Here is a 17,657-nt window from a genome sequence, read left to right as displayed (position 1 = left end):
CTGCCCGGCGGATCACGCCGGAGACACCGGGCCCGACACCGCCGAGGCATGAACGGCAACACCCCGCGAGGTGCCAGGGCCTGCCCGGCGGATCACGCCGGAGACACCGGGCCGGACACGGCCGAGGCATGAGCGGGGGCACCCTGCGAAGGGTTACTCCCCGCGCAGCTTCGCCGACGCGAACTCCCGCATTCCCTCGGTGAATCCGACCTCCGCCTTCCATCCCAGTTCGGCCCGCAGCCGTGCGGAGTCGGCCGTGATGTGGCGCACGTCGCCGAGCCGGTACTCCCCGGTCACGACGGGGTCGGGGCCGCCGTACGCGAAGGCGAGAGCGCGCGCCATCTCGCCGACCGTGTGCGGTTCCCCGCTCCCGGTGTTGTAGGCGGTCAACGCGCCCTCCCGGGGCGCGGTCTCCAGCGCGGCCGCGTTGGCCGCCGCCACATCCCGTACGTGCACGAAGTCCCGTCGCTGGCCGCCGTCCTCGAAGACACGCGGAGCCTCGCCCCGGGCGAGCGCGGACCGGAAGAAAGAGGCGACACCCGCGTACGGGGTGTCGCGCGGCATCCCGGGTCCGTACACGTTGTGGTAGCGCAGCGACACCGCCGAACCGCCCGTGGACCGCGCCCACGCCGCCGCCAGATGTTCCTGGGCCAGCTTGGTCGTCGCGTACACGTTCCGCGGGCCGGCCGGGGCGTCCTCGCCGACAAGGCCGGGCGTCAACTCCTCACCGCAGTGCGGGCATCGGGGCTCGAAACGCCCCGCGTCCAGATCGGGGACGGCCCGGGGTCCGGGCCTGACCGTCCCGTGCCACTCACACGCGTACGCGCCCTCGCCGTACACGACCATCGACCCCGCGAGCACCAGCCGCCGTACGCCCGCGTCGGCCATCGCGGCGAGCAGCACCGCCGTACCGAGGTCGTTGTGGGACACGTACTCGGCGGCGTCGCCGAACCCCTTCCCCAGCCCGACCATCGCGGCCTGGTGACACACGGCGTCCACGCCCGGCAGGGCGGACGCGACGGTGTCGGCATCGCGTACGTCCGAGCCGTCGCGCAGGTCGAAGCCGACCGGCTCGTGTCCGCGCGCGGTCAGCGTCTCGACGACATGGGATCCGATGAACCCGGCTGCGCCGGTGACCAGTACTCGCATGTGCGAAAGGCTAGGACCAGGGGGACACCGTGACGGGGCACCGGGCGGTCACGTCACGGGTCCGTAAGACCTCGGCGAGCCCGGCCGGCCGTCGCACGGTCCTGGTCGACACACTCGACCGCGTGTCATCCCTTATGAAAATCGATCGCTTTTATTTACGTCAATAGGCGTGCGCCCTACAGTGCCTTGAGGTGCGGGGGCGACGGGACGAAACGGTCGATCACTCCCTGGACGGCGGTGCACAGCCCGCCACTTGAGGGCTGTAAGTCCAGAAGATGGACATATGGGGCGGAGTTTTGACAGGCGCTTGACAAACTCGGCGCGCTTCACGAGTATGCAAAACATCTGCAGATTGCTGCAAATATCGCATTGCAGCACGCAATTGATGTTCGCTGCCTCCATTTCGCATCCCAGTACGGCTGATGCACGCGACAAGCGCGGCCGACGCGCACCCATGCCTGACAACCCGCACGTCAGGAAGGAAGCCCCCCATGTCTCGGCGCCCTCGCGCAGGGCTCAGAATGCTCACTGCGCTCACGCTCATCCTGGCCGGAGCCGCCACGGCGGCACCCTCGGCCACCGCGTTACCGGCGGATCTCCCGCCGGCCGACTACCAACAGGTACAACTCGCCTCGGGAGCAGCCGAGATGGGCGAGCCGATGTCGCTGACGGTGCTGCCCGACCGGTCCGTCCTGCACACCGCACGCGACGGCACGATCCGCTACACGGACGCCGCGGGCAACACCAAGCAGGCCGCCAAGCTGGACGTCTACACGCATGACGAGGAGGGCCTGCAGGGCATCGCGGCCGACCCCGGATTCGCCACCAACCGGTACGTCTACGTGTACTACTCCCCCAAGCTCAGCACCCCCGCGGGCGACGCCCCGACCACCGGAACCGCCGCCGACTTCGAGCCCTGGAAAGGGCACCTGAACCTGTCGCGGTTCACGCTGAAGACGGACGGCACCCTCGACACGGCCAGCGAGAAGGTCGTCCTGGAGGTCGACAACGACCGCGGACAGTGCTGTCACGTCGGTGGCGACATCGACTTCGACGCGGCCGGGAACCTCTACCTGACCACGGGCGACGACACCAACCCGTTCGACTCCTCCGGCTACGCGCCGCTCGACGAACGCACCGACCGCAACCCGCAGTTCGACGCGCAGCGCAGCTCCGGCAACACCAACGACCTGCGCGGCAAGCTGCTCCGTATCAAGCCGACCGCCGACGGCGGCTACACCGTCCCGGCCGGCAACCTGTTCGCCGCCGGCACCGCGAACACCCGCCCCGAGATCTACGCGATGGGCTTCCGCAACCCGTTCCGGATGTCCGTCGACCGCGCCACCGGAGTCGTCTACCTCGGCGACTACGGCCCCGACGCGGGCACCACCGACGCGGCCCGCGGCCCCGGCGGCCAGGTCGAGTTCGACCGCGTCACCGCGCCCGGCAACTTCGGCTGGCCGTACTGCACCGGCACCAACACCACCGGTGAGACGTACAACGAGTACACCTTCCCGAGCGGCCCCTCCGGCGCCAAGTACGACTGCGCGAGCGGGCCCGCCAACAACTCCTTCCGCAACACCGGGCAGGCCCAGCTGCCCCCGGCGAAGCCGAGTTGGATCAAGTACGGGCTGGACGGCTCACCTCCCGAGTTCGGCGGCGGCTCCGAGTCCCCGATGGGCGGCGAGGTCTACCGGTACGACCCGAACCTGGACTCGGACGTCAAGTTCCCGGAGTCCCTCGACGGCCGGTACTTCGCCGCCGAGTTCGGACGCCAGTGGATCAAGGCGATCGAGGTAAAGAGCGACGGTACGTACGGCACGATCGAGGACGTCCCCTGGGACGGCACCCAGGTCATCGACACCGACTTCGGACCCGACGGCGCGCTGTACGTCCTGGACTACGGGAGCGGCAGCGACAACCAGGGCCTGTACCGCGTCGAGTACATCGCGGGCAGCAACCGCAACCCCGTCGCGCAGGCGTCCGCCGACAAGACCTCCGGCCAGCTGCCGCTGACCGTACAGTTCTCCTCGCAGGGCAGCTCGGACCCCGAGGGTCAACAGCTCACCTACTCCTGGGACTTCGGGGACGGTTCGACGTCCACCCAGGCCAACCCCAGCCACACGTACACGACCGCGGGTACCTATCAGCCCACCCTCACCGTCAAGGACCCCGAGGGTCTCACCGGTACCGCGAGCCTGGTGGTGACGGCCGGCAACACGGCGCCGACGGTCACGCTGCAACAGCCTCTGGACGGGCAGCTGTTCTCCTTCGGTGACACCGTCCCGTTCAGGATCCAGGTCAGCGATCCCGAGGACGGCACGATCGACTGCTCCAAGGTGAAGCTCACCTATCTCCTCGGCCACGACAGCCACACCCACGCCATCACCTCCACCACGGGCTGCACCGGCACCCTCACCGTCCCCGCCGACGGCGAACACGACAGCGCCGCCAACCTGTACGGCGTCTTCGACGCGGAGTACACCGACACCGCCGGTCTGACCACGCACTCCACGCGCACCCTGCAACCCCGCCATCGCCAGGCCGAGCACTTCTCCGCCCAGTCGGGCATCCAGATCGCCGGACACGGCCCGGCCGAGGGCGGCAACACGGTCGGCTTCACCGACGACGGCGACTGGATCTCCTTCGAGCCGTACGCGCTCACCGGGGCCAACCGCTTCTCCGCCCGCGTCGCCTCCAACGGGGCCGGCGGCACCGTCGAGATCCGCGCGGGGTCCACGACCGGGACGCTGCTCGGCACGGTGACCGTGCCGGTGACCGGCGGCTGGGAGACGTACACGGACGTCTCGACCTCACTGTCCGCAGTCCCCTCCGGCAGCACCGAACTGTTCCTCGTCTTCCACGGTCCCAGCGGCCAGGGGAACCTCTTCGACATCGACGCGTTCACCTTCAGCACCAGTACCCCCACCACGACCACGTGGGAGGGCGAGTCCTACAGCTCCGGATCCGGCGTACAGACCGCCGCGCACACTCCGGCCAGCGGCGGACAGACCCTCGGCTACATCGACAACGGCGACTGGGCCGGATACGCCTCCGTGCCCACCACGGGCGCCACGTCCTTCTCCGCCAAGGTCTCCTCGGCGGGCGCGGGCGGCACCATCCAGATCCGCTCCGGCTCGCAGACCGGGACGGTGCTCGGCTCGGTGGCGGCGGCGAACACCGGCGGCTGGGAGACCTTCAGCACCGTGACCACCACGCTCAACGGCACCGGGTCGGGGCCGCTGTTCCTCACCTTCACCGGCGGCAGCGGATACCTCTTCGACATCGACACCTTCACGCTCGGCGCCTCGGCGCGAAAGGGGCGCTGACCATGACCAGCCTGATACGACGGTTACGCCGCGGTCCGGCGTTCCTCGCCATGGCACTGACCTGCGCCCTGCTGACCCCCTTCGGCCAGGCCCAGGCAGCCGCCGACCGGCAGGCCGCGCCCTTCGACGTCCTCGTTTTCTCCAAGACCGCCGGTTTCCGGCACGACGCGATCCCGGCCGGCATCAGCGCCCTGCAAACCCTGGGCCAGCAGAACGACTTCACCGTCACCGCCACCGAGGACGCCGCCGCCTTCACCACGGCCAACCTGTCCGGCTACGAGGCCGTGGTCTTCCTCAACACCACCGGTGACGTCCTCAACGCCTCCCAGCAGACCGCCTTCGAGTCATACGTCGACTCCGGCGGCGGCTACTTCGGGGTGCACGCGGCGGCCGACACCGAGTACGACTGGCCCTACTACGGCCAACTCGTCGGCGCCTACTTCCAGAGCCACCCCGCGATCCAGCAGGCCACGGTCAAGAACGAGGACCGGGGCCATCCGGCGACCGCGCATCTGGACACCACCTGGACGCGCACGGACGAGCTGTACAACTACCGCACGAACCCACGCCCCAACGTCCGCGTCCTGCAGACCCTGGACGAAACCACCTACACCGGCGGCTCGATGGGCGCCGACCACCCCATCACCTGGTGCCACAGCCAGGGTTCGGGCCGCGCCTTCTACACCGGCCTCGGCCACACGATCGAGTCCTACAGCGACCCGGCCTTCCGTTCCCTGCTGCTCGGCGCCGTGCGCTACACGGCCGGCCAGGCCGCGGCCGACTGCTCGCCGGCGCCCACCACCGGACCGGTCGAGGCCGAGTCCTTCACCTCGGGCTCCGGCGTACAGGCCGCGGCCCACACGCCGGCCAGCGGTGGCCAGACCCTGGGCTACATCGACAACGGCGACTGGGCCGGATACGCCTCCGTATCCACCGCGGGCGCCTCGTCCTTCTCCGCCAAGGTCTCCTCGGCGGGCGCGGGCGGCACCATCGAGATCCGCTCCGGCTCGGCCACCGGCACCCTGCTCGGCTCGGTGGCGGTGCCGGTGACCGGCGGCTGGGAGACCTTCACGACGGTCTCGACGACACTGACCGCCACGGCCTCCGGCCCGCTGTTCCTGAGATTCACCGGCGGGAGCGGATCCCTCTTCGACATCGACACCTTCACCCTCAGCACCGAGCCCGCGGCCGACGAACTCTCCCCTGACGTGCACCTCTTCTACTACCCCTGGTACGGAAGCCCGGCCGTCAACGGCAGTTGGCGCCACTGGCAGCAGGGCGGCCGCACACCGCCCGAGGACATCGGGGCCGACTTCTACCCGGCGCTGGGCCCCTACGACTCCGCCGACTACGCGGGCGCCGTCGCCCAGCACATGAAATGGGTCGCCCGGTCCGGCGCCGGTGTCATCGTCTACAGCTGGTGGGGCCAGGGCGGTTACGAGGATCAGCTCGCCCGGGGTGTGCTCGACGCGGCGCAGAAAGAAGGCGTCAAGGTGGCCTGGCACCTGGAGCCGTACTCCGGCCGCACCGCCGCCTCGACCGTCGCCGACGTCCAGTACATCAACAGCACCTACGGCAGCCATCCGGCCTTCTACCGCTCCGCCGACCATGGTGACAAGGGGGCGTTCTACGTCTTCCAGAGCCTGCACATCACCGACTGGGCGGCGCTCGACCAGGTCACGGACACCAGCATCGTGCTCGCGCAGACCACCGACACGACCAAGATCGCGCACTTCTCCGGCCTCTACACCTACGACGGCATCGCGGGTGCCACCGCTCCCGGCTGGAAGCAGGCCGGCGACTACGCCCGCGCCAACAACCTGATCTGGGCCCCGTCCGTAGCTCCCGGTTACCTCGACGACCGCGCGGTGCCGGGCAACACGACACCCACCGTCGAGCGCGCCGACGGGGCGGCGTACGACAGGCAGTGGTCCAACGCCCTCGACCCCGCGATCGGCGGCTCGCCGACCTGGGTGTCGGTCACGTCCTTCAACGAATGGCACGAGGGGAGTTCGATCGAACCGGCCGACTCCACCCCGCCCGCGGGCCAGGGCTACCTGACGTACGACGGCGCCTACGGCCTCACCGGCGAGGCGGCGCAGACGGCCTACCTGGACCGCACCGCGTACTGGGTGGGCCTCTTCCGGACGGCACTGCGCGACTGAGACGGGAACGCCTCTCGGGCGGGGCGTTCCAGGCAGGGCGCCCGACCTGGCATGGGCCGGGTTCGGGCGTCCTGCCACGTTCGGGGATCAGGGGTCGACACGGCCGGATCCCGGGCCCGGAAGTCGCGGCGGTCGTCATGACCACCGAACGGCGGCCGTGTGGGCCTGAGTTCAGTTGGTGATGAGGTCGAAGGACTCCCAGGGTCCGACCGCGGTGCGGTTGGCGATCAGGGGCGCGGCGCCGGCGTTGTCGGCGCAGACGTACATGCCGTTGACCTGGGCCTTGAGGCTGGTCGTGCCGTCGGGGTTTCTGATCTCCTGGAAGGTCTCCCAGGGGCCGATCGCGTCGCGGTTGGCGATCAGTGGTTCGGCGCCCGCGTTCTCGGCGGCGACGTACTTGCCGTTCGCCCGCGACTTGAGGGCGATGTTCCCGTTGCCGAGGTCCACCCGGTCGAAGGACTCCGCGCTGCCCGCGGCCGTCCGGTTGGCGATCAGCGGCGAGGCGCCGGCATCGGCGGCGGAGACGTACAGGTTGTTGGCGCGCGAGAGCAGGCTGACCGTGCCGGACGGGGCTGTCGAGGTCCGCAGGCCCAGGGTGGAGGCGGTGCCGCCGAGAGCCTTCGCGTCCTGGTTGGCGGTGCCGGTCAGCCGGGTCGAGGTGTACGAGGACAGCGGCTTGGCGGTGCGCTCGACGACGTAGACCGTGTCGGCTGCCGTCGCGAAGGTGATCTCGGCGCTGGAACTCGTGGTGAGGATCGCCCCGTCCGACACTCGGCGGACCTGCGCCTGCTGCCCGCTCCACGGGTTGACGACCGTCGCCTGCTTGCCGTAGAGGCTCTTCACCCCGACGTACTTCACCTCGCCGGCCTCCCTCTCGGAGCTGACCTGGAAGCCGTCCTTGGCCAGCAGCGTGAACTTGCCGACGAAGGACGAGTCGCCGGGCACGGCCGGGAACACCCGGATCTTGCCGTTGTAGCTCTGCAGGAGCGATTCGTTGAGCGCGGTCAGGTGCACGCCGAGGTATTCGAAGACGCCGTTGGTGTTGTTGGTCATGCCGTTGGGGTAGTTCTGGTACTTCTGCAGCATGGTCTTCATGCCCTGGTAGGCCTGGTCGCCCAGGCCCAGCCGGGCGGCCTGCACGGCGTCGTTGGACCACACGTTGCCGTAGGGGAAGGGCCGCTGGTTCCAGGTGTTGAGCGCCGTCTGCTGGTCGGGGTAGCCGATGCCCGTCAGGTCGTAGGGCCAGATCAGCTCGGCCGAGACGTTCTCGTTGTTCCTGGTCTGGGAGATGGGAGGCTGGTGCGGCTGGTAGGCGCCGCCCGAGACGACGTACGGCGTCAGGTTGTCGAGCACGTTCTGCCAGGTCGCGCGCAGCCCCGCGTCGACACCGAGCTGCTGGCTGACCTGGATCGCCAGCGGGAACATGCTGCGCACGGCGGCCAGGTCGGTGATCGCGTCCCGGACGTTCCAGTACGTCTCATGGGAGTTGGAGTTGGCCATGTGGTACGTGCCGGTGGCGGCGTCGCGCGTCAGCATGGCCGAGTAGAACTTGGCGGTCTCCCGCATGAACGGATAGGCCACGTTCTGCAGGTAGTCGGCGTCGTTGGTGTACCGGTAGCGCGTGTACATGCTGTAGGCGGCTTCATAGCCGGTGGACAGGACGTTCTTGGTGTAGTCGCTGTTGATCGTGCCGCGCGCGTTGCCGTCCCAGCCCATGGTCTCGGGCACCCACAGACCGTCCACGCCGTATCGCGTCTGGGTGTACGCCTTCAGCGCGGCGTAGTTGCGATGGTAGAGGTTGTTGTGCCGGTCGATCAGGTCGGTGTGGTTGGAGGCGAAGAACGAGAGGTAGACGTCTCTCTGGTTCCAGTACCAATAGGCGTTGCTCCACTTGGTGTTGTCCTGGGTGGCACGGAAGACGCCATTGATGAAATGGGACGGATAGTTGCCGAAACCACCCGCCGCGATCATGTAGGTGGACAGGTAGTAGACGTTCTCCAGGTAGTCGGCGTCACCGGAAAGGCCGGAGTACTGCACGAACGACTTGGCCCAGAACGCGTGCCACCAATTCTTGTAATTGGTCAATGTGGTGTTGTAGCCGGTGGACTTGACCGAGTTGAGCTGACTGCGGGCCTGGGCCACCGAGTCGTGGTTCGGAGCGTTGATCCGGCTCGCGGCCGTGAACCAGATCGTGTAGCTGGAGGTGGGGGTGATGGTCACCCGAACCGTCCGCGAGTCGACCACCTGCGTGGTGAACGCGGCGCCCTCCACGGTGGCCGCCAGTGTGTATCCGAACCCGTTCGGGTCCGCCTGGCCTCGGCTCAGCCCTGCGACGCTCGCGTCGGCGAAGGTGGAGATCGTCTTCCAGGTGTTGAGGTCGGGCACGTCGGCGGTGTTGGTGACGGTGGCCGGGTCCCACATGCTCAGGTTGAAGGACACGCTGGACACCCCGCCGCGCGAGTCGTCCACATGGATGCCCATCACCTCCGAGTTGGGCGACCCCATGACGGTCACGGTCCGGTTGGTGTCGTACTTGGTCACCAACGTGCCGTCATACAGCGACAACCGCTGCTGGTAGGTGGAGTACCCCGTGTCCATCGCCGGGCTGGTCGTGAGATTCACCAGCCCCGCCGCGTACGCCGACTGCTCGGCCAGGTCGACTCCGGACGTCTGCATCGTCAGGCCGTTCTGGCTCCAAGTCATCGCGCCGGTACGGCCGTTGCCGACGGGCAGACCGTACGAGGCGTTGGTGTTGGGCCTGTTGTAGACGATGTCGTGCTTGGCCAGATAGCTCGCGTAGTCGACGTTCAGCGCACCGCTCGCCTGATTGAACGCGGCGTCCGTCGTCGAGGCGAGCGCTGGGGTGGCGGTTGTGCCCGCCAACAGCCCCGCGAGGAGAGCCAGTAGCGGTAAGGACCGCAGGAGTCTCATCACCATGAACACCCTTTCGGCGTACCGAGGCGCACGAATGCCCGTATGGAAAAAACGGAATGGGGTTGTCATGTTCAGTTAACAAGGGGCGTTTTTTCGCGTCAAGGGTCTCGGTACGGATCAATTCGTCGGGCGGCCCGGGCGGGCAAAACCGTGTTCGGAAAAGCCCTATTGGAAAATAATGAGCCTGACAGAACGGCGTCCCGCTTTTCCAGGTCAGTGAATGAGCTCACGCCCGACGTCACGTGATGAATTCCCGCGTGGACAACCCGGCGTTCTGTCGGCGGCCTGCCGAAATGTCCGGTTCCGGGCGGCAACGAGCATCTTCCGGGCCTCGACGGGGCTGGCGCGAACCCGCCGCCCGGCATCCGCGTGCGGTGCATCCGCCGTGGCGGCACGGGCGGCCGCGAGCTTCGCCCGCCCCCGGCTCAGCCGGCTGCGCACCGTACCGACCGGAACCCCACAGACATCGCGATCTGCTCGTACGAGGTGCCCCCGGTGGCGAAATGACGCAACACCAGGGCATCCGCAACACCGGCGAGAGCTCGTCCAGAGCCTCCCAGACCCAGTCCCGCAGCGCGTTCCGCTCGAGCCACTGCTCTGGACCGACCTCCGTCGACGGCACATGCAGGTCGTCCACCGGCCGGACAACGACCGGTTCCCGCAACGCGGAGCGGCTGCCGTTGCGCACGATCATCCGCAGCCACGCGCACCGCCCCCGGATCACGGACGTAACCGATCCGCCGCAACGCCGTCAGGGCCGCGTCCTGCATCACATCATCGGTGTCCGCGCCCGGCCCCAGGATGCTCACCGCCACCGCTCGCATCCCCGCCCGGTGCCGCTCCGCCAACAGCCGACGCGGGCGGCCCAGTCGGGTGAAGTCGCCGCGCTGGGCCCGCAGGCTCTGTCCTTCTACCGAGTCTTCTCCTGAGTTTGCTGCCGAGGCACCGTTCCGGAGAACTTATCTCCACTCTTCCTGCCTGATCCCTTGACAGTCGTTGCGACCCTCCTGAAACTACCGAACATTCGGTTGTTGACGGTGGTTGAGTCAGGGCGAGTGCGAACCCTCGCCCACCTCGCGAGGGAGTCGCATGACAGGGTCCAAGGTCAGGAACAAGGTCAAGCTGTCGCGCACGGTCTCGGTACTGCTCAGCGGTTCGGCAGCGCTCGTCCTCATGGCGGCAGGACAGACAGCGACCGCCGCCGCGCCCGCATCAGCTTCTGCCTGGCAGCCGCCGGCGCCCTCCTTCGGGACGAGCCTGCCGGTGCGCACCACCGTCACCATGGACGACGGCGTGAGGATCGCCGTGGACGTCGTCTATCCGACGGACCCGAGCACCGGGGCGCGCGCGTCCGGCACCTTCCCCGTGCTGCTGACGCAGAATCCGTACGGCACGCCGCCTGCCGGCCCTGCCGCCGACGGCGCCTACTTCGTTCAGCGGGGCTATGTGTTCGTGGCCTCCGCGGTCCGTGGCACCGGGGATTCCGGCGGACAGGTCGACTGGTTCGGTGACCGGCAGGGCAAGGACGGAGCCAAGCTCGTCGACTGGGCGGCCAACACGCTGTCGGGGTCCAACGGCAAGGTAGGGCTTGAGGGTTGCTCCTATCTCGGGGTGAACCAGTGGTTCACCGCGGCGGCTGTGGGCAAGAACTCCGCCCTCAAAGCCATCGCACCGTTCTGCACCGATTCGGACTTCTACAACGACCTCACGGCCAACGGCGGTATCCCGACCCCCTTCGTGGCCAACATCGCCCGAGCCCTGCCACGCGGTCCGGAGGACGATCCCGCGACCGACCCGCAGTCCGAGACGATCGCCCAACAGGCCAACGGCGGTTCACGCTCGTACAACGACGCCTATTGGCAGGCCCGGAACGTCCAGAAACTCATGCCGAAGATCGTGAGCAACAGCATTCCTGCGCTCAGCCAGGCCGGGTGGGAGGACCTGTTTCCCGGCGGGAACCTCGGCACCTACGTGGCGGCCCAAAACGCCTACTTCCACCGGCCGTTGACCGATCCGATCGCAGCGGGCCAGCCGGTCACCGGCCGGTACCAGGCGATCGTCGGGCCCTGGACCCACGGCGAACACGTCAACGAGTCCACCCTGCAAGCCATTCGCCTGGAGTGGTTCGACACCTGGCTCAAGAACGCGTCCACCGGCATGGCCGCCACCTCCAAGCCCCTTCACCTGTTCGAGAACGGCGCCAACACCTGGACCGACAGCTCCGCCTGGCCGCTGTCCCTGGAGGCGCGGACCTACTACCTCGGCAACGGATCCCTGTCGGCGACCAGGCCCGCCGGGAAGGGCAGCGACAGTCTCTCCTGGGGCGCCTCGACCGCAGCGAACACCCTGACCTACACAACGGCCCCACTCGCCGGCGCGGCCCTGCTGAACGGGCCGGCCGACGTCACCCTCTACGCCAAGTCGACGACCGTCGAGACCGAGCTGACGGCCACACTGAACATCGTCGCGCCGGACGGCACGGTCACCAAGCAGGCCGACGGGATCCTCCTGGGCAGCCAACGCGCGCTGGACACCGACGAAAGTTGGTACGGCAGGAACAGGGTGCTCCTCAAGCCCAGCCACCCCTTCACCCAGGCGTCGAAGCAGCCCGTGACACCCGGCCGGACCACCCGGTACGACATCTCGCTCCTGCCGAACTTCACGAAGATCCCGGCCGGTTACCGGATCCAGATCATCATCAACAGCCAGCCGCCGGCCGGCTTCCACTTCCCCGTCGCCCCCACCCCGCAGCAACTGGCCGACCTGGCCGGCGGTCAGTACACGATCGAACGTTCCGCGGGCGCGGCATCCTTCGTCAACCTTCCGCTGACCTCTCCCGGTGCGGCGACTCCCAGCGATGACAACTGGGGGCCGGCGTCCTGAGCCCGCAGGGCAGTCCGACTACCGTCTGCCAACGCCGCGACGTCGGCCGGTGACCTTGGAGACCGACAGGTCCCAGATGCCTTCGACGGGCATGCTGTTCTTCCCTGCGGTGCGGTGCGGTGCGGTGCGGGTAGATGGTGCGGTGCGTGGTGACGGTGCGGTGCCGGTAAACCCGAGCGGGATCCGCCGGACGACTGGTTGACCACACGGGCTCTGGGGCCGCGCCGATCACAGACGGCGCCAGCGCGCCGAGGCGAAGGAGAAGACGCCGAAGAGGATCAGCCCGACCGCGACGGCGACCAGGAGCCATGGCCCCATCGGTGTCTGGGTGAAGCTGCGGAGCGTGGCGTCCACGCCCTTGGCCTCGTCCGGGTCGAAGCGGATCGCCGCCACCAGGATGAAGACCCCCGCCGCGGCGAACACCACGCCACGTGACACGCCTCCGCCCACGCCCAGACCGGTGACGACCTGCTTCGTACGGTGGCTCATGGCGCCCGTGTCGAGCTGCCGCAGGAACTTCCGCATGGCCGCCCGGACGGCGAGCACCGCACCGATGCCGATCAGGAGACAGCCGCCGGCGCCCACCAGCACCTGGCCGTACGGCAATTCGAGCACTGACGCCGTCCAGTCCTGCGACTGTGCGTTGCCGCTGGAGCCCTGGCCGCCCCCGGCGGCGTACTCCGCCGTGGCCCAGCAGATGGCGGCGTAGAAGACTGCCCGCCCGCCGTCAAGGACGCGCGAACCGGCCTTGCGTTGAGGTCCCCTGTTGAGGACCGCGCGGGAGCCCCGCCACAACGCCATACAGCCGAAGCCGACCACCATCGCCCACAGCATCACCTTCCCGAACGGCTGTGCCGCCACCTGGGCCAGTGCGCCCTGCCGGTCGGCCGACTCCCCGCCGCTGCCGAGGGCGATCTGAATGGCAAGGGCGCCGATCAGGACGTACACCACGCCCCGTGCGATAAATCCCGCCCGTCCTGCGGCAGTCAGCGTCTCGTTCTGGGTGGCACGGGCCGCGAACTTCGCGGACCGGCCATGCCTTTGTGTGTGAGACGAGGTCATGATGTCGTCCTCCCCATGACGTGGGCGCACGGTACGCGTCCACCGCTCTCCAGTGCCCCTGGCCGGGGATTTGATGCGCGGCAGTCGAAGAACGGCGGCCGGATCGGACCGGATCGGACCGGGCCGCTCGTCGGTTCGGTCGTCAGTCGTCAGTCATCAGTCATCAGTCACCACTTGGTCGTCTCCGCCGGGCCCGCTGTTTCAGCGCCCGTGTCACGCCGGGGAGTTCCTCGTGCACGAGGCGGCCCACCAGGGCGCCGCCGAAGACGACGACGCCGACACCGACCAGCCAGGACTGGACGACCAGGACGGTTCCGAAGGGACCGTAGGTGACGGCGCTTGAGGCGATCAGCGGTGAGAAGACGAGCCGCGAGAAGACCCGCAGACCGAGCAGTCCGATCGCCGTGACCACCGCGCCCGGCAGCAGGGCGCTCCAGGCGATGCGCCCGCCGAGCAGCATCCGCTGCGACCACCAGAAGAACAGGACGGCGCTCAGTGCCGCGACCAGCGCGCCTGCCGGGGAATGGCGCCACAGCGTGGTGGTGGCGGTCAGGTAGAGGATGCCGACGAGCACGCCGAGCCACAGCACATGGCGCCATCTTGCGTACCAGCGGGCCGCGGGCAGCTCCCAGACCTTCTCGTAGCCGGTCTGCACGGCCGCCCCGAAGGTCAGGCCGAAGACGGCGAGCGCGGCAAGCCCGAAGGCGGTCGTGGTCTCCAGCACCTGGCCGGGCCGGGCGAACAGCTGCCCGATCTGGTCCTTGGCGGCCCTGGACACGCCGAGCCCGTCCCCCAGCCACTGCGCGAACCCCCGGCCGTGCTCCGGATCCGCCGCGGAGACAACGATCAACAGGGGCACCAGCGTGAGGAATCCGAGCGCCGAAAAGCCCAGCGACCTCGGCCCCAGTTCGATCTCTCGGCTCCGCCGCCATCCCCGCTCGACCGGCGAATCGCGGATCAGTCGGCCCAGCCGTCCCGATACAGACGATCGGTCCGCGGCACCGGAAGGCTTCTTCGGCATGCAGGTCGACTATCACACCGGGCGAGGACCCGTCACCTGCACGGGAGGTACGGAATCGGCTCGCCGTCGTAGGAGTTGGGCTACCCGCAGAGCGGTGCGCCGGCGCTCTCGCCCACGCGCAGTCCTCGCGACCAGGCGCCGGCTCCAAAGAGGTTCAGCGGCGCGCCAGTTGGCGTTCGCCGGCCGCGCCGGGCTTGTAGGGCAGGCCGAAGGCCTACGGGAGGAGCTGGCGGACCTGTATGCGGAGTCCTGTGCCACAGCGCCCGGTTGGGAGCACCGCGGCCGGAAGGACTTCCTGCGCCGGCTCACGCAGGAAACCTGGCAGGCGGGCTTCGCCATGCTTACCGCGGAGGCACCCGGCTTGGTGGGGTGCGCGTTCGGATTCCCCGTACGGCGTGACGGCTCCTGGTGGAACGGATTCCGTGGAGCAGTCCCGCAGGACGTCGGGCAACTCACCGCCTCCGGACAGGTCTTCGCCATCAGCGGGATAGTCGTCCGTCCCTCCGAGCAGTACCACGGCGTGGCCGACCGCCTGCAAGAACGACTGCTCGCCGACCACCGGGCTCTGCTCGGCGCCACCTTGGTGGACCGGACCCATCGTGCCGCCTGTGCGGGATTCCGGTCGCGGGGATGGCGCGACATCGGCCTGGTCTACCGGCCACCGGGCCCTACGGTGCTGCGAGCGCTGGTCCTCCCCCTCGGACAACGGACAGCCGCGCTGCCGGGTGCCCCTGCCCACCTGCGCGGATCCGGTGAACGCGGGAGGGCCAGAGGCAAGGCCCGCATCTGACGATCACCGGATGAGCGGCGGGGCTACCGGTGCGCCCTGCGGAGTACCCATTGTGCGTACCGCAGTGCCGGCGATGTGGCCGACGCCCCCGCCGCCCCTCCCCCGTACGGCACCGACGGCATCGGCGAACGACCGCAGTTCACGCTCGCGTGGGGTCAGCCGATCCCCGTGCCCCGCACCAGCAGCACCGCCACATCCACCACCGCCACAGTGACCGCTGCCGCGAACGCCAGCCGCTCCCAGCGGCGTCCGAGCACCGTGCCCAGCGCCGCGATCAGGACGGTCACCACGAGCGCCGCCACTCCCCACCTGCCGGGTGGACCGACGGGCCCCAGCACCAGAACCACGGACGCGGCCACCAGCGGCACCGGCAGCAGCAGACGCGCGCCGTCCGGACCCAGCCGGTGCGGCCATCCCCGTACGCCCGTCGCCAGATCGCCGCGGATGTCCGGCAGCACATCACCCAGATGGGATCCGACCCCCAGCAACGCCCCGGCGGTGACGACCCACCAGGCCGGCCACGGATGCCCCGGCAGCCCCAGGGCCACGAACGCCGGGAGGCCCGCGAAACCCACCGCATATGGCGCCCAGGACCACACTGTCGCCTTGAGCCGTAAGTTGTACGCCCACGCCGCAGCCACTCCGGCCAGGTGAACGGCGCCCGCCCACAGTCCACAGGCGAACGACAGCGGCACGCACAGCACCAGTGCGGCGTACGCGGCCAGCCACACCTCGGTGACACGGACCGTGCCGTCGACGACGGGCTTGCCGCGGCGGCCGGCGGCGATGTCCCGGCGCGCGTCGAACGCGTCGTTGGACCAGCCGACGGAAAGCTGACCGGTCAGCACGGCGGCGCCGGTCAGCACAGAACGCGCGGCGCTCTGGCCGGCGGTGACGGCCAGAGCGGTCATCAGGACGGTGACCGCCACGACAGGCCCGGGATGGCACGACCCGGCCAGGCCGGCCACCCGGCCGGCCCAACTCGCGGGCGGGCCTTCGGCCGTCGACTGCTCGGGGGTGCCCACCCGCCGATCGTAGGCGTCCGGCCCCACCCGGCAGCGCACCGCGCGCGTCCAGCCCCACCCGGCCGGCGCACCGCGCCCCCGGGACGAACCGCCGGACGGGCGATCAAGGGTGTCGAAACTGCGGACCGGGGAACACGTGCAAAGCAAGTCAGGCCCCATGCAGGAACCCAGACGGGAACCGTATGACCCGGATCGCAGCTGTCCATGGTGCCCTCGCACCGCACCGTCGCACCCAGCACGAGATCACGGACATGGTGGCCCGCACCTGCCTGCCCCAGGACACCGACCGCCGGGTCCTGGACCGCCTGCACCGCAGTACGAAAGTCAGCTCGCGCCACATGACGCTGCCGCTGGAACGGTACGCGGAACTGGACGGATTCGGCGCCTCCAACGACGTCTTCATCACCGCCGCCACCGACCTGGGAGCCCAGGCCGTCCGGGGCGCGCTGCACTCCGCCGGCCTGACCGCGTCCGACTTGGACCTGCTGATCTTCACCTCCGTCACCGGCATCGCCACCCCCTCGATCGACGCACGGCTGGTCGGCCGCCTGGGACTGCGGCCGGACGTCAAACGACTGCCGCTGTTCGGCCTGGGCTGTGCGGGTGGCGCCGCAGGCCTCGCCCGGATGCACGACTACCTGCTGGGCCGGCCCGACCAGGTGGCCGTTTTGCTGTCGGTCGAACTGTGCTCGCTCACCTTCCAGCGCGACGACGCCTCGATGGCCAACCTGGTGGCGACGGGGCTGTTCGGCGACGGCGCCGCCGCGGTCGTCGCGTACGGCGCGGACCACCCGGACGCGATCGCCGGCCCGACGATCGTGGACACCCGCAGCCACCTGTATCCGGACACCGGGCGCGTCATGGGCTGGGACATCGGGGACGCCGGTTTCAAGGTCGTCCTCGATCCGCAGGTCCCGGACGTGGTGCGCCGTTACCTCGCCGATGACGTCGAGGGGTTCCTCGGCGACCACGGGATCAAGCCGAAGGACGTGACCGCCTGGGTGTGCCACCCCGGCGGCCCCAAAGTCCTTCACGCCGTCACCGAGGCCCTCGACCTGCCCGACGACGCGCTCGATGTGACCTGGCGTCATCTGGCCGACGTGGGCAACCTGTCCTCGTCATCGGTGCTCCACGTGCTGCGCGACACCCTGGCCCAGCGCCGCCCGCCGCCGGGCACGCCGGGGCTGCTGCTGGCGATGGGGCCCGGCTTCGCCTGCGAACTCGTCCTGCTGCGCTGGTAGTTCGGAGCACAACAGGAAACGAAGAACACCAAGGGCATGAAGGACACGAAGGACAGTG

General features: G+C 69.2%; 11 protein-coding genes. 6 read left to right on the top strand and 5 right to left on the bottom strand.

From position 1 onward, the window contains the following. Positions 1–153: 153 nt before the first annotated feature. On the bottom strand, positions 154–1,149 hold the full coding sequence (locus ACFVKT_RS02010) for an NAD-dependent epimerase/dehydratase family protein (RefSeq protein ID WP_385726547.1): 996 nt from the start codon (positions 1,147–1,149) through the stop codon (positions 154–156). Positions 1,150–1,640: 491 nt separating this feature from the next. Between ACFVKT_RS02010 and ACFVKT_RS02005 the strand changes: the two genes are divergently transcribed. Together ACFVKT_RS02005 and ACFVKT_RS02000 are read left to right on the top strand one after the other, a co-directional pair. Beyond that, on the top strand, positions 1,641–4,478 hold the full coding sequence (locus ACFVKT_RS02005; RefSeq protein ID WP_385726545.1) for a carbohydrate-binding protein: 2,838 nt from the start codon (positions 1,641–1,643) through the stop codon (positions 4,476–4,478). A 2-nt stretch (positions 4,479–4,480) separates the two neighbouring features. Further along, the gene (locus ACFVKT_RS02000) at positions 4,481–6,643 is read left to right on the top strand and encodes a ThuA domain-containing protein (RefSeq protein WP_385726543.1); all 2,163 of its coding nucleotides are present in this window, start codon (positions 4,481–4,483) and stop codon (positions 6,641–6,643) included. Between the two features lie 171 nt (positions 6,644–6,814). Here the strand turns inward: ACFVKT_RS02000 and ACFVKT_RS01995 are convergent, their stop codons facing one another. Further along, positions 6,815–9,580 carry a carbohydrate-binding protein gene (locus ACFVKT_RS01995; RefSeq protein ID WP_385726541.1) on the bottom strand — a complete coding sequence of 922 codons (2,766 nt, stop codon included), beginning with the start codon at positions 9,578–9,580 and terminating at the stop codon, positions 6,815–6,817. A 500-nt stretch (positions 9,581–10,080) separates the two neighbouring features. Here ACFVKT_RS01995 and ACFVKT_RS01990 point away from each other — a divergent pair, with 500 nt between their 5' ends. Then, positions 10,081–10,506, top strand: a complete 426-nt coding sequence (locus ACFVKT_RS01990) for a hypothetical protein (protein ID WP_385726539.1) — start codon at positions 10,081–10,083, stop codon at positions 10,504–10,506. Between the two features lie 160 nt (positions 10,507–10,666). Continuing rightward, complete coding sequence (locus ACFVKT_RS01985) at positions 10,667–12,460, top strand: CocE/NonD family hydrolase (protein ID WP_385726537.1); 1,794 nt, start codon at positions 10,667–10,669, stop codon at positions 12,458–12,460. A 228-nt stretch (positions 12,461–12,688) separates the two neighbouring features. Here ACFVKT_RS01985 and ACFVKT_RS01980 read toward each other — a convergent pair whose 3' ends face one another. After that, positions 12,689–13,522: a DUF1206 domain-containing protein gene (locus ACFVKT_RS01980; RefSeq protein WP_385726535.1), complete on the bottom strand. Its 834-nt coding sequence runs from the start codon at positions 13,520–13,522 to the stop codon at positions 12,689–12,691. Positions 13,523–13,685: 163 nt separating this feature from the next. Further along, positions 13,686–14,543 carry a ribonuclease BN gene (locus ACFVKT_RS01975; protein WP_385726534.1) on the bottom strand — a complete coding sequence of 286 codons (858 nt, stop codon included), beginning with the start codon at positions 14,541–14,543 and terminating at the stop codon, positions 13,686–13,688. Between the two features lie 169 nt (positions 14,544–14,712). Here ACFVKT_RS01975 and ACFVKT_RS01970 point away from each other — a divergent pair, with 169 nt between their 5' ends. After that, a complete protein-coding gene (locus ACFVKT_RS01970) occupies positions 14,713–15,333 on the top strand; it encodes a hypothetical protein (protein ID WP_385726532.1) in 621 nt (206 codons plus the stop codon). A gap of 155 nt (positions 15,334–15,488) precedes the next feature. On the opposite strand, the gene ACFVKT_RS01965 is transcribed toward ACFVKT_RS01970, so the two are convergent. Further along, positions 15,489–16,358, bottom strand: coding sequence for a UbiA family prenyltransferase (locus ACFVKT_RS01965; protein WP_385726530.1), 870 nt, complete (start codon positions 16,356–16,358; stop codon positions 15,489–15,491). A 182-nt stretch (positions 16,359–16,540) separates the two neighbouring features. On the opposite strand from ACFVKT_RS01965, the gene ACFVKT_RS01960 reads away from it, so the two are divergent. Continuing rightward, positions 16,541–17,599, top strand: a complete 1,059-nt coding sequence (locus ACFVKT_RS01960) for a type III polyketide synthase (RefSeq protein WP_385726528.1) — start codon at positions 16,541–16,543, stop codon at positions 17,597–17,599. The last annotated feature ends 58 nt before the right edge of the window (positions 17,600–17,657 follow it).

The sequence above is a fragment of the Streptomyces sp. NPDC127595 genome, from assembly GCF_042671685.1.
Taxonomy (GTDB): domain Bacteria; phylum Actinomycetota; class Actinomycetes; order Streptomycetales; family Streptomycetaceae; genus Streptomyces.
The sequence above is the reverse complement of the archived record's forward strand: the minus strand, read 5'-3'. Positions and strand labels throughout refer to the sequence as shown.